At 44.1% G+C, this 13336-nt stretch carries 13 protein-coding genes; 11 read left to right on the top strand and 2 right to left on the bottom strand.

What is annotated here, in order from left to right; all coding sequences use genetic code 11:
* Nucleotides 1–58: 58 nt before the first annotated feature.
* Nucleotides 59–1477 (bottom strand): glycoside hydrolase family 1 protein, encoded by a 1419-nt coding sequence (locus OCU30_RS00885; RefSeq protein WP_077313767.1) that lies wholly within the window; start codon nucleotides 1475–1477, stop codon nucleotides 59–61.
* 496 nt (nucleotides 1478–1973) lie between these two features.
* Here OCU30_RS00885 and licT point away from each other — a divergent pair, with 496 nt between their 5' ends.
* Nucleotides 1974–2816 carry a BglG family transcription antiterminator LicT gene (gene licT, locus OCU30_RS00880; RefSeq protein WP_077313769.1) on the top strand — a complete coding sequence of 281 codons (843 nt, stop codon included), beginning with the start codon at nucleotides 1974–1976 and terminating at the stop codon, nucleotides 2814–2816.
* 235 nt (nucleotides 2817–3051) lie between these two features.
* Nucleotides 3052–4977, top strand: coding sequence for a beta-glucoside-specific PTS transporter subunit IIABC (locus tag OCU30_RS00875; RefSeq protein WP_077313771.1), 1926 nt, complete (start codon nucleotides 3052–3054; stop codon nucleotides 4975–4977).
* 142 nt (nucleotides 4978–5119) lie between these two features.
* On the opposite strand, the gene OCU30_RS00870 is transcribed toward OCU30_RS00875, so the two are convergent.
* Nucleotides 5120–5707, bottom strand: a complete 588-nt coding sequence (locus tag OCU30_RS00870) for a YjaG family protein (protein WP_077313773.1) — start codon at nucleotides 5705–5707, stop codon at nucleotides 5120–5122.
* Between the two features lie 134 nt (nucleotides 5708–5841).
* On the opposite strand from OCU30_RS00870, the gene OCU30_RS00865 reads away from it, so the two are divergent.
* The 9 genes from OCU30_RS00865 to OCU30_RS00825 all read left to right on the top strand — a co-directional run bounded on the left by OCU30_RS00865 (nucleotide 5842) and on the right by OCU30_RS00825 (nucleotide 13325).
* The gene (locus tag OCU30_RS00865) at nucleotides 5842–6447 is read left to right on the top strand and encodes a uracil-DNA glycosylase family protein (RefSeq protein WP_077313775.1); all 606 of its coding nucleotides are present in this window, start codon (nucleotides 5842–5844) and stop codon (nucleotides 6445–6447) included.
* 195 nt (nucleotides 6448–6642) lie between these two features.
* Nucleotides 6643–7650, top strand: coding sequence for an LPP20 family lipoprotein (locus tag OCU30_RS00860; RefSeq protein WP_077313777.1), 1008 nt, complete (start codon nucleotides 6643–6645; stop codon nucleotides 7648–7650).
* 58 nt (nucleotides 7651–7708) lie between these two features.
* Entirely contained in the window at nucleotides 7709–8728 is a 1020-nt protein-coding gene (locus OCU30_RS00855) for a hypothetical protein (RefSeq protein ID WP_077313779.1), read from the top strand.
* Nucleotide 8729: 1 nt separating this feature from the next.
* On the top strand, nucleotides 8730–9329 hold the full coding sequence (locus tag OCU30_RS00850) for an LPP20 family lipoprotein (RefSeq protein WP_077313781.1): 600 nt from the start codon (nucleotides 8730–8732) through the stop codon (nucleotides 9327–9329).
* Between the two features lie 62 nt (nucleotides 9330–9391).
* On the top strand, nucleotides 9392–10813 hold the full coding sequence (locus OCU30_RS00845; RefSeq protein WP_235861842.1) for a transglycosylase SLT domain-containing protein: 1422 nt from the start codon (nucleotides 9392–9394) through the stop codon (nucleotides 10811–10813).
* Nucleotides 10814–10851: 38 nt separating this feature from the next.
* The gene (locus tag OCU30_RS00840) at nucleotides 10852–11037 is read left to right on the top strand and encodes a hypothetical protein (protein ID WP_077313783.1); all 186 of its coding nucleotides are present in this window, start codon (nucleotides 10852–10854) and stop codon (nucleotides 11035–11037) included.
* Nucleotides 11034–11813 (top strand): ETEC_3214 domain-containing protein, encoded by a 780-nt coding sequence (locus OCU30_RS00835; RefSeq protein ID WP_205408788.1) that lies wholly within the window; start codon nucleotides 11034–11036, stop codon nucleotides 11811–11813. Before OCU30_RS00840 ends, OCU30_RS00835 begins: the two co-directional genes overlap by 4 nt.
* 433 nt (nucleotides 11814–12246) lie before the next feature.
* The gene (locus OCU30_RS00830) at nucleotides 12247–12447 is read left to right on the top strand and encodes a DUF1656 domain-containing protein (protein ID WP_077313785.1); all 201 of its coding nucleotides are present in this window, start codon (nucleotides 12247–12249) and stop codon (nucleotides 12445–12447) included.
* A gap of 8 nt (nucleotides 12448–12455) precedes the next feature.
* Nucleotides 12456–13325, top strand: a complete 870-nt coding sequence (locus OCU30_RS00825; protein WP_205408789.1) for an efflux RND transporter periplasmic adaptor subunit — start codon at nucleotides 12456–12458, stop codon at nucleotides 13323–13325.
* The last annotated feature ends 11 nt before the right edge of the window (nucleotides 13326–13336 follow it).

The raw sequence follows: 13336 nt of genomic DNA, 5'->3' as shown, positions 1-13336 counted from the left end.
CTCCGTAAACCAACTATGCAGTTAAACGACAGGGGTGCATTTAAACAACAGGAGGGAGTTACTCACTCTTAGTTTTAGTGGGCGCCTTCAATGCACTACCACGTGATTGAATCACCGCTTGATACCAGAAGAAGCTCTCTTTGCGTTTACGTTCTAATGTTCCGTTACCTTGATCGTCACGGTCTACATAGATAAAGCCATAACGCTTCGATAGCTGAGCCGTCGAGGCACTGACTAAATCAATCGGCCCCCAAGAGGTATAACCCAGTACCTCTACGCCGTCTTGAATCGCTTCTCCTACTTGGAATAAGTGGTCATTTAAATAAGCCATACGATATTCATCATGGATCTTACCATCGTCAGACACGACATCTTTCGCGCCTAATCCATTTTCAACAATAAACAATGGTTTTTGATAGCGATCCCAAAGGAAGTTAAGCAGATAGCGCAGGCCTACAGGGTCAATTTGCCATCCCCACTCAGACGCTTGTAAATATGGGTTGTTGATCATATTGAGCATGTTGCCGCTCGCATTCGCCATTTCAGCCGGATCTGCGCTTGCGCAGCCTGTCATATAATAGCTAAATGAAATGAAGTCGATGGTTTCTTTTAACGCCTCGGTATCGTCGGCGGTAATGTTTAGCTCAACACCTAGCTCTTTAAACTTACGCGTCATATAGCTTGGGTAGTAACCGCGTGTTTGTACGTCACCAAACATCAACCATTCACGGTTTTGTGTCAGTGTTTGCATCACATCATTAGGTTCACACGTTCTTGGGTACATCATCGCACCGAGAATCATATTGCCTATTTTACCGTCCGGAATAATGTCATGACACAGTTTCACGGCTTTAGCGCTGGCAACCAATTGATGGTGGATCGCTTGGTAGCGCGTCTGTTCGCTGCAATCACGCGGTAGTCCCGAGCCGGTAAACGGTTCGTGTAAAGTGACATTGATTTCGTTAAATGTTAGCCAATGTTTAACACGGTCACCAAAGCGTTCAAAGACCGTTTTCGCATAACGAGTGAAACACTCGATTACATCACGACTTGCCCAGCCTTGATATTGCTTAGCAAGGTTGAGTGGCATTTCGTAGTGAGACAAAGTCACAAGTGGCGTGATGTTTTTTTCTTGCAGTTTATTAAAAACTTTATCGTAGAAAGCAAGGCCGGCTTCATTCGGCTCAGCATCATCACCATTTGGATAAATACGTGACCAAGCAATTGAAATACGTAAACAGGTAAAGCCCATCTCAGCAAACAGTTCAATATCGTCTTCATAGCGGCGATAAAAATCGATCGCGGTATCTTTAATATTAAAGTCGCCTTCTTGGCGATCGACTAATTCGCCCATTGCACCAAAAGGTTGGACATCGGATGTTGACAAACCTTTACCATCACTCACATGCGAGCCTTCTACTTGGTTAGCGGCAACCGCGCCACCCCATAAAAAAGTTTTCGGAAATTCAAAACTCATAACTGCTTAACTCCTCGGTGTGATGTCATCGCTGACGATATTAAAGGCAAAAAAAAACCTTATATCGATCCCCATAGCGTAAACGCTCTTAGTATCGATATAAGGTTTTGCCTGCTTAACGCAGTGACAATCCATTTATTTGTTATGTAAAACCTTAAAGCAATCGTCTTAGCCCTCGCAATACCTAAAGCCTCAAGCTGTGATTAACATCACTTTCCTATTTTCATGTCGAGCTAACTAACCTTCCCTGCCAAATAAAATAATAAATATTTGATATAAAAAGATATTTATCATATCCATTACTAATTTTATATTTAGTAGTAGAGCAAACTCACAGTTAATCATATTGAATATTGATAAATGAAAGCGGTTACAGTTTAATGGCAAGGAATACAGAACATCATCCTACATGACAGACAAACTTAGAGAGAAAATGCCGATAGAGCAATAACTCTAAGTGTTTATAGCCACTAACTCCAAAAAATAATGAGTGACTATGCAAATTGAAAAAGTACTGAATAATAACGTAATCATTTCTCGCGATGCCGACAATCATGAGATTGTCGTCATGGGCAAAGGCCTAGGCTTTCAAATGAAACCAGGCATGCAAGTGATGGAAGATATCATCGAGAAAGTGTTTCGTCTCGAGCACAGTACCGATGGCAATATCGATAATCGCTATCATGAATTACTGGCCAGTATTCCCATGGATTTACTTTTGGCAACAGAAGACATTGTGAAAATGGCCGAACATTCTCTCAATAGTGAATTACACCCAAGTATCCGTATTTCGTTAGCTGACCACCTTCATTTTGCCTTAGAGCGCTGTGTTCAGGGTAAGAACATCCAAAATGCGATGTTGTGGGACATTAAAAAACTCTATCCCAAAGAATACGCGATTGGCTTAAAGGCTTTAGATATTATTAAGGCCGTTTCTGGTATCCAATTTCCCGAAGACGAAGCAGGCTTTGTCGCTCTACATATTGTGAATGCACAACTCAGTGAAGATATGCATAATACAATGGATATTACCTCACTTATCAGCGACATTATCCAAATTGTTAAGTACCAACTGCGTATTAATATCGATGAGGACAGCTTAAGTTATCAGCGTTTAGTCACACATTTGAAGTTTTTTGCTCATCGAATGATGCACAATACGGCACAAATTGACGATGACGATTCTCTGTTTCAATCGATTCGTTTACAGTATCCACAATCATTTGAATGCACTCAAAAAGTCTATCTCTTCGTTGAAGAAAAATTTCGTCATGCGATGACACAAGAAGAAATGATGTTTTTGACCATTCATATTGAACGCGTCAGACGCAGTATTTAAATCTCGATGTGCGGTTAAACCGCGCATCACCACTCACTTCTCTTATCAAGAGTGGTGAACACAACTTTCACTATACTTTGGCACTATTTCGGATTGTTACTGGTTAGGCAGGCAAGACCCAAGCTAAAAAATGAGACTGCATACGGTCGTCATCTAGGCTTTGGGCTCGCGTCTATTGAGCAATCCCTTAATCCTGATAGGCGACCCCACTGCCGTCATTTTTAAGGGTAGAAATATGAGTAAAAAAAATTACGCCGCATTAGCGCAAACCATCATTGACCACGTTGGTGGTTCTGACAACGTCAAAAGTGTCATCCACTGTGCGACTCGCCTGCGCTTTCAACTTAACGATATGTCTTTAGGTAAAGTCGAAGAGTTAAAACAAAATCCCGATGTTATTACCGTGGTCAAAAGCGGTGGGCAATTTCAAGTCGTGATTGGTAACCATGTCGGTAAAGTTTATGATGACGTGTTACCGCTGGTCGGAGCCTCATCAAGCGAGAGCGATCACTCTGATAATTCAGACCAATCAATCCTGAGTCGACTCATCGATGTCATTTCCAGTATCTTTGCGCCTATCTTAGGCATTATGGCTGGAGCCGGTATTCTTAAGGGCGTACTGGCGTTAAGTGTCGCAATGGAATGGATGAGCACATCAGAGGGTACACACCGTATTCTCAACGCTTCTGCCGATGGCATTTTTTATTTCTTACCGATTTTTCTTGGTTATACCTCAGCGAAGAAGTTTGGCAGTAAACCCTTTATCGGGATGGCCATTGGCGCGGCTTTAGTCCACCCCGATGTGATGAATCATTTTAATGCCATTTTCTCGGCGAAATTAGGCGGCAAAGCGGTCGATCCTGAGTTTTTCTTAGGTATTCCGATCAGCTACATGAACTACGCTTCATCAGTTATCCCGATCATTCTGGCGTGCTGGGTGAACTCTTACATCGAAAGATGGTTTGATAGCTGGCTACCAGATTCAATGAAAAATCTATTTACGCCCTTTTTCTGCCTACTTGTCTCCGTGCCGCTGACCTTCCTCGCCATTGGCCCGGTAGCAACGCATATCGGTTCAGGATTATCTGGCGGTATGATGTGGGTATACTCCGCGAGTCCGATCCTTGCGGGGATTATTATGGGAACCTTCTGGCAAGTTCTGGTTATCTTTGGTCTCCATTGGGGGCTCGCTCCAGTCTTTATCAATAACCTATCCGTCAATGGCTTTGATGTCTTCGGCCCAATGACCCTGCCTGCAGTAATGGGTCAGGTCGGTGCTGCGCTTGGTATCTTTATCATTGCTCGCAACAAAAAAACGCGCACGTTAGCTGGCTCTGTGGCGGTCAGTGGTATTTTTGGCATTACCGAACCAGCCGTCTATGGCTTGAACTTACCGCGTAAAAAACCGTTTATCTTTGGTTGTGTTGGCGGGGCCATTGGCGGAGGAATCATCGGTTATTTTGGTACCAAAATGTTTTCTATGGGCATACCGGCCATTTTCTCCTTTGCCCAATACATCCCAGAAACGGGGATTGATATGAGCGTTTATGGTGCCATCATTGGTGGCGCGATTGCCATTATTATCGCCGCTGGCCTTACTGTGCTGTTTTTCCGAGAAGACGACGACACGACAGGTGAAACGGAGAGCTCTGCGAACACTAATGTAGCGCCAAGCACGCCCGCACAACCGGTAGCCACTGCCACCAGCAAAGAAACCATCACCAGTCCGTTACAAGGTACGATGATACCACTCACTCAAGTGGCTGATGAGACTTTCGCTAGTGAACTGTTGGGGAAAGGTGTGGCGATAACACCAACATTGGGTGAGCTTTACGCCCCTGTTGACGGAGAAGTAGAATCGATTTTTGCCACCAAACATGCATTCGGTATTAAGAGCAAAGAAGGCGCAGAACTCTTAATTCACGTGGGGGTTGATACTGTTAAACTTAACGGTGAAGGCTTTTCTGTACATGTCGAAGAAGGCCAAACCATTAAACAAGGCGATCATTTACTAAGCTTTGATATTGAAGCGATTCAAGCGCAAGGTTTTGATGTCACAACGCCTATCATTATTAGCAACACAGATGACTATACCGATGTTATTACACTGTTCTCAGATGAAGACATCACCATTAACGCGCCACTACTTGCACTGGTGTAACGGTTAATTTTTTCTGCTCCCTCTAGGTGAGGGAGCGAAAATAACCCTGCCTTTATTGGGAAGGGTTACGGTAACCCAAAAGCGATCCGCGTTTGAGTCTGCCTCTTAGGGGCGTTATCGCGAGAGGATTAAGCAACAAGCATTAAAGACTCATGCCAATATTACTAACACCTTCATCACGTAATTCTTGGCGTAAATCTTTAATCAACTCAATGTCGCGCTCTTTCGACTCTTTCAATGGACGGAAAATCGCCCACTGTACATCCCATTCGGCACACACGGTTTCATTCTGCTTTTGGTTCTCATTACTAATGACTTCTGCGCCTTGAGCTTCTTCTAGCTGTACAACAGTCCGTAACGAAACTTGGCTCACATCCATAACAGCATCTAATAAGCCATCACGATCCAGTAAACCATGCAATAGTCCTGCTAATCCTTCACAGGCATCAATCGCAGGATACACCGCATAAAAATCATGCTCTTGAGAGTCCGGAATAATATCTTCCAATTTTTCTAATTGGCGTTCAAAATTGATCTTGGCATTTTTAACCGTCAGCAACTCCCAAACGCTATCTAGAATTTCACGATATACGCGAGCTCCAGCAAAATCAGTGTGTTGACAAAAGACAGCATAGTTTGGATACATACGTTCACATAAACTCGCCATAAAGGTAATCTGTTGCCAAGGTTCAAACTTCTCAAGGCGAAGCTGCAGAGGGTTTTGTAGCATAATCACTCAATTAATAATGAAAAATAGACAGCGGCAGTTTACTGGATAACCAGTAGGGAAAAAAGCTGTAAACCGACACATTTAGCGTTTAACGCGTGTTTTATTTTTTGCACACTTCTTCATACGGAGGTTCTATGTCCGAAATTATTCCAACTCATCAAGAAAGTTTCCGTCATCTACTCGACCGGGTTAAACATTGTCGTCTATGTGAAGCGCATTTACCGCTAGGCCCTCGCCCTGTCATTCAAGCGCATCAAGATGCTCGCATCCTGATCATCGGACAAGCACCCGGCGTCAAAGTACATGAAAGTGGTGTCCCTTTTAATGATGCAAGTGGAGAACGCCTCAGACAATGGCTAGGAATAGATAAAGATACTTTCTACAACCCTAACATTGTTGCCATTGTCCCCATGGGGTTTTGTTATCCTGGGCGAGGAAAAAGTGGCGACTTACCACCGCGTAAAGAATGTGCCCCTCAATGGCATCAAGCACTATTCGATCATATGCCCAATATTGAGTTAACTCTGTTGATCGGACAATACGCCCAAAAAGAATATTTACCCAAACCGCACCCTAAAACACTGACGGACACCGTCAAACAATGGAAGACATGGGCACCTCAAATCATTCCTTTGCCTCACCCCTCGCCACGCAACAATATATGGCTCAAGAAAAATCCGTGGTTTATAAATGAACTCGTTCCATATATTCAGCAAATTATTGATAATATTAACAAATAATAAAATCTCTTGCTTATCCCATAAATAAGACAAATATATTTGATCAAACTCTAATTTTTGAACGCCGATCGCAAAAAAACATTACATTCACTGAAGTTATCGTTACTATCTTTTTAACATAAATATTCACACTTCCCATTATTTTAGTCGATAACCATTGGGCGGTGCTCACCATTCAAGATATGGCTTTTGTTAATGAACATATTGAAAAATTGGCTAGTGATTGGGCTTGTGACACTGCTCAGCGCTTGTCAATCCAGCGCGCCACATTGGTACACACAACCTCAAGTCACGCAAACGCAACACTCCCAGTATTTATCGGCGGTCGGACATGGACGTAGTTTGTATGAAGCCAAACAAACCGCATTAAGCCAAATCAATAGCGATTTATTAGTTTCGATTGAATCCCAGTCGTCATCCGCATCATCTTCCCGTCAATACACACAAAGTATTAATGGCGAAACACGCCGCTTAGACGCCGCCTCGCAAATTGCTCAGCGTCATATCAATAGTCGAACGGCGAATATCACCTTCACCGGGATCGATTATCCTCAAGTCGAGCACAACGACTTGGGATATTACGTACAAGCACAAATCAAACGTAGTCATATCATTAATCAGCTCCGTACTGATATCAGTGATATCAACCATCAAGCAACTCAAGCATTAGCCCAATACTCACATCAAGACCATTTATTGTGGTGGCTAGAGCATCGCCATGACACAGACTTTCTCGCTCAGGTGCAAACGCGACAAGCCATGTTACGCTCGCTCACTCCGAGCGTTCCATTGCCTCAAGCGCCTACCGTTGACACATTACTCAGCAAAATAAACCAAGTAAAAAACACCCTACTGATTGCCATTAACCATTCGCCAGGCAATGAGAAAGGCGCTCAATTTCTCGCTAACGCCATCAATCAGCAGGGTATTGCGACACACCAAGGTAGCACGCGCCAAGCAACACATAAGTTAACAATGACCACAGAGTTTCGGCGTGATTATCTTCAATCGTCGTTCATTACTACCATGGTCACCACACTGCATCTTACGAATGCACACAACAACCATACGCTCAGCACGAGTGAAATCATTTCCACAGGAAACTCGGTATCAAACCGGGCAATGGGCGATGAAAGTGCCGAGCGTAACTTCTCTGAAATCATAAAAAATACAGGGATTTGGTCGTCACTCAATCTAAATTGAGTGCAAAAGAGTCTGAGTATACAGGCTACAATAATTACAAATATGGAGTTGTCTATTTATGTTTAAACCAACCGTCATCGCTTTGGGCTTAACCGCCGTGCTTTCAGGTTGTTCGGTAACCGAGGTATGTCCTCCGACAGCCAATGTCGACTTACCAAAATCAAGCGTACCAGCCAAAAGTAGCGCAAGTGTCAAAGTTATCGTACTGCCGGTAGAAATCAGCTACAAAGATGCGACAGCAAGCCGAATGAAAGCCGCCATGCTTAATAAGCTGGAAGGTCAAGTTCTTGCAACCGGTACCAAACTTATCGACCGCCACGTAGCGAAAAAGTTGAATAAAGAAATTCGTTTAGCTGAAAAAAGTGGTCGCTACAATAATAAAGGTGTGCCGATTGCCGATTACGCCGTCATTACCGAAATTAATTCATCGGATTTGTCACGAGCATTTACTAAGCGACGGACTTACAAAGATAAAGACGGTGACTACCACACTATCCCAGCCTCATGTTCATTCAGAGCAGAAGTGACTGCGAACGCAAAAGTGTATGCGCTGCCAAGTATGAAATTGGTCAAACGTATTGAGCTGAAAGGAGATGAATCTGCCAAGAACGAAACCAACAACTCACGCTGCCCTATCAATCAAAGTTCACAAAACACGATGGCTCGTACCGCTTCAGAGCGCGCAGTGAAATATTCAATGGAGCTTCAAGAAATGCTCGCGGCAACCGCTCCGGTAGAAGCGATGCGTCAGTGTGAAAAGTCAGGCTATATGGTACGTATCGGCGCAGGTACAAACCGTAATGTTCAACCCAAAGCTGACGTCGACTTCTCACAAAGCATTAAAAACAGCCGAGGTGAAATTGAAACCTTCACATTAGGCAAAGGTTATATCGTCAACAACAAACACGATGCCGTAAAACCCAATTACTCTTGGGTATCGATTGATGAAGAACTGGCCCAAAAAATTCATGCAGGCGACAGTGCAACGGTTCATACAGGTATTCAGTGTGCTTTGGCGGATATCGACTGCCAGTTAGAGAAAGCCAAAAACAAGGTAAAAGAAACGGCAGGATTATAATATGAAAATGCGATTAACCTTGGGGCTGAGCGCTCTAGTATTAGCAGGCTGCCAAACGACACAAACCACAGCCGATGCACAACACTATCAGCAATGTAAGTACCCAAAAGCGCAAAGCACGGAAGCACCAGCCTGGGTATGTGATGTAATGCCAAACGATCTCGGTATTGCCGCAAAAGGCTACGCGCAAAAAAGCATTGCCGGTTTATCGATGATGCGACAAATTGCTATCAATGATGCTCGCGCTAACATTGCTCAGCAGTTTGAAGCACGTGTGCAGCGTATGTTTGAGCAAGCCACATCAGGTACGCAAAGTGTATCGACTGACAATGGTCAAACCGAAACCTTTAAGACAACGCTGCAATCGGCCACCAAAACCATCGTTGATCGCACCCTCACCAATAGCCGTTTGATTGTCAGCCAAGTCAGCCCGAATGGTGATTTGTATGTTCTGGTAGGTATGGATAAACCCACTTATCAAGCGAACTTAAACCAAGCCATAGACGGTATTAATCAAGATACCTCTTTATGGAAAAAGTTTAATGATAAAAAAGCCGAGTCAGAATTAAAGCAATCGCTAAATGACTTGAAAAACCTATAACTGGCCTAATAAAAGAGACTGCCGCTGGGTAGTCTCTTAGGTTATTCATATTAGGAACTACTGTGAAAAAAGCTCTGACCTCTCTGTGCACTGTCGCTCTATTGACGCTTAAATTGATTCCCCCGGCGATGGCCAGCACTTCTCCCGATCATGCGATGGAACGCCTCAATCAATCGCTTGCTAAACACCACCAAACGCCACAGCAAAAACGTACCGAGTTCTATCAATATGTCAACGACTACCTTGATGAGTATGAACAATGGCGCGATCAATACACCGCAGATCTTGATCAAAAGAAAGCGCGTTATATTAAAGCTTGGGGTAGTGGTGAGGTATCGGATAACACCAAAGAAGTGCGTTATGAAAACGAGAATACCGTAAAACAAGTCATTGATTATGAGAGTAATACCGCGCAAGTTTCCGTTCTCGTCGATGTGGACACTCCGACAACGCTGGCAACAAAGACGCTCCAGCAGCAACATGTGACCGTCAATGATCAAGCACTCGCCCTGAGCGCAGCGAAAACCAGCGAGCAGCTTGTCGATTATTCCAACGCACAAGAACAAAAAGAGCGTGACTTTATTATTGCCCAAACCGAATCACAACTGAATGAAATCGACAATCAAGCCGAGCGGCTCATTCACACGCCAACCGGTGTCCCTGATGATTTCATCTATCAACGCGCGCAAGATAAAAAGCTCGCACTTCTTAGCAAAGCCAAACAACGCATCACGCAACTACGAGGCTTGTACCAAGCCCAGCGTGCTAGGTTATCAGTATCCACACCACAGCAGCCAGCAGTGAATCATACTTCTCCTTCCTCACCCGTCATACCACCAGCAGCATCACACCCGAGGGAAGCCGATGCGCCAGCGTCTAACCATGTACCCGAACAGTCCTCACCGAAAAAGGTGGTCACTTTCACGATTGATTTACCCGCTGGCAACTTGAAACAACGAGCGCAAAAATATCAACCCATGGCGACAGCGCAAAGTAAAGAATGGAATATTCCGAGGCCATTAGTCATGGCGATTATGCATAGTGAATCGTCATTTCGCCCAGACGCAACCTCACACATACCTGCGTACGGCTTGATGCAGATTGTGCCATCCAGTGCAGGGTATGACGTCAACCGTCAAATCCGTCATATTGATGCGCCGATGCAACCGGACGATTTATATAACCCGCCCACCAATGTCGAAACGGGAACCGCGTACTTACATATTTTAAACAGTCGTTATCTCAACAAAATTACCGACCCACAAAGCCGTCTATACTGTACGATTGCGGCCTATAACACAGGCGCGGGGAATGTAGCGAAGGCATTTAACATCGACCACTCCACCAGCATTAGCCAAGCCGCGGTTCGCATTAATCAACTAAGTCCGGATGAAGTTTATCAGCAATTATTAGCGAAATTGCCTTATACCGAAACCAAAAATTATTTGAAAAAAGTGACACGCAGAATGTCGCTTTATCAATAACCGAGCGCAGTGAATTGCGCTGTACGAGGAAAATCCATATGTTTAAGATCATCACATTAATACTCATCATCATTGGCGTGTATATCGGTGTCACCTACAAAGAAACCATCACGGATACGCTGGGTGATGAAAACATCGAAACCATTCAAGAAAAGGTCAACGAGACCATTGAAAACGGCCAAGACGCCGCCTCACAAGCCCTCGATGAGATGACCCATTCATGACCTCACCACATCAAAAAAACGCGCAACCTAAAAAAGAAGTCGCCATTGGCGACTTCACGCTCAATGTCAGTAACACTTGGGCACATGTCATTACCACAATTTCTCTTGTCATTATCGCCTTAGGTAATTTTAATGACAGCTCCGATGCGCTAGAAAAACTGTATAATTTTAGCTTGGCGCAATTTACGACTATCCCATCGCAAAACAAGCTCGATACCCTGTATATCCGCGCATCCGCAGAAACGTTATCGTCCACGTTCGGCGAGCCGGTGTATCTCAAACAGTCATATAAAGGTGACAAAATTCGCTATTATCGTGATGAAAATTTCATTCTTTCCGCCATCACGCGTGATCAGGCCATCGTCGCTTATTTGGTGTTCCCGCTGCATGGCTTTATTCCAAATACGCATGCACACGCAGGCGGGGATGACTTATTAGCCACCTCATTTACTCAGCAAGAAACCGTTAAGCAGTTTGCCGCAACACACGCTCGTACCATTCGCTATTATCTGGAAAGCAACGCCTCTGGAGAATTTAGTAACTTGTATGACTCGATTGCTGGCTACAGTACGTTCGATCAAACCATGACAAATACGGCGCGCACGGCACTGGTGGCGCTATCCGATGCGCAAGTCTTTGCCAGCTCGACAGCAACCGCTCTGCATACCCTGCGTCATGCCTTAACGCCGAATTTTTTTGGTTACAGCACGCTTGGTTTAAAGGAGATTGAAGACGCTATTTTAACCCAATCGGAATTTCATCTCATTTCTCAATAATACAATACGACCTCTGATTTCAAGGTCAGTCACCGAGTTCAGCGGCCATCTTGGCATCGCCTGTTCACGCTCGCCCTATCTAGCGTGAGCGAGAAGAATTTAGCTTGCCACTTGCCTCTTCTTGAGCTCATTTATTCTCTCACTGGCGTTCATCGCAGCGCCAATACCGCTCTAAAACCATCATTAACTAATAAAAGAAATGCTTGATTACGTACCCATTCAAGGTTAAAACTATAGAGCATGACGCGTATAAAAAATAAAACAGCAACATACCACGCAGTCATCGTTCATCTCGCGTATTCAATTGTGTCGTCTATTCTTTTATAACCTGATCACTCTCAGATCTCTTTGCATACTTAACACAATATGAACACGCTTAATGTAGAGTATTTGGCATGGGCTGCACTAAACCACTAACAGGGGATTGTCTAATATGTTTCAAGAATTAGCGCTAGGTGGCCTACTGTTTAGTCCCTTAGTTCTATTTACCCCGCTTGCATTTATCCTCTCTTGGATAACGCGACTTATGCTTTATAAGACGGGTCTCTATACCAAAATTTGGCGAGTCGCTTGGTTTGAAGTCGGCTTATACATTTGCTATCTCGCACTGATCGTTTACCTACTCGGGAGCTAACCACCATTATGATAAAAAAACCTTTACGTATCTCCCTGACTCTTATCGTCATTATTATTGCCATACTCGCAGGACATTGGATCTGGCAGCATTATCTTTACTCACCATGGACTCGTGATGGCAGAGTACGCGCTGATATCATTACCATCGCCCCTGACGTATCTGGTTGGGTAACTCATTTAAACGTCAAAGACAACCAAGAGGTCAAAAAAGGCGATGTTATCCTGACTATCGACGATAAACGTGCTAAAGCCGCACTTGCCGAACTCGAAGCGCAAGTTGAAGGCAACCGTTACGCTTTAGAACTCGCTCAGCATAAATATCAACGCCGTATAGAGCTCAGTAAGCAAGGCAAACTCGTTTCCGATGAAACGACTGAAAGTGCTCGCATTAAAGCTAAGCAAGCGCAAGCCACGCTAAAACTCAGTGAAGCCAAACTCAATGCGGCGAAAATAGATGTACAGCGCTCTATCGTGACTGCCCCGCAAGATGGTTCTATCGTCAATTTATCGCTCCGTGAAGGAAACTACGTAAGCAAAGGGAAATCGGTACTCTCTCTCGTGCATAAAGGTAGCTTATATGTCACTGGTTATTTTGAAGAAACCAAAGTGCCGATGATTCATGAAGGGCAAAAAGCAACCATCACTTTAATGAGCGGCGGAAAACCGTTAACAGGTAAAGTCAGCAGCATTGGTAAAGCCATTGCCGATAACAATACACAAGGCAATAATCAGTTATTACCTCAGGTACAACAAACCTTTAACTGGGTTCGTTTAGCTCAGCGTATTCCGGTGGATATCAAACTAGATCCTATCCCAGAGGAGGTTAACCTCAGCGCAGGGATGACGGTTTCCATCCAATTAAAACCGTCTAAATAAGCGATATTATT

It is taken from the genome of Vibrio palustris (genome assembly GCF_024346995.1).
GTDB lineage: Bacteria > Pseudomonadota > Gammaproteobacteria > Enterobacterales > Vibrionaceae > Vibrio > Vibrio palustris.
This window is presented reverse-complemented; position numbering and strand designations above follow the sequence as displayed.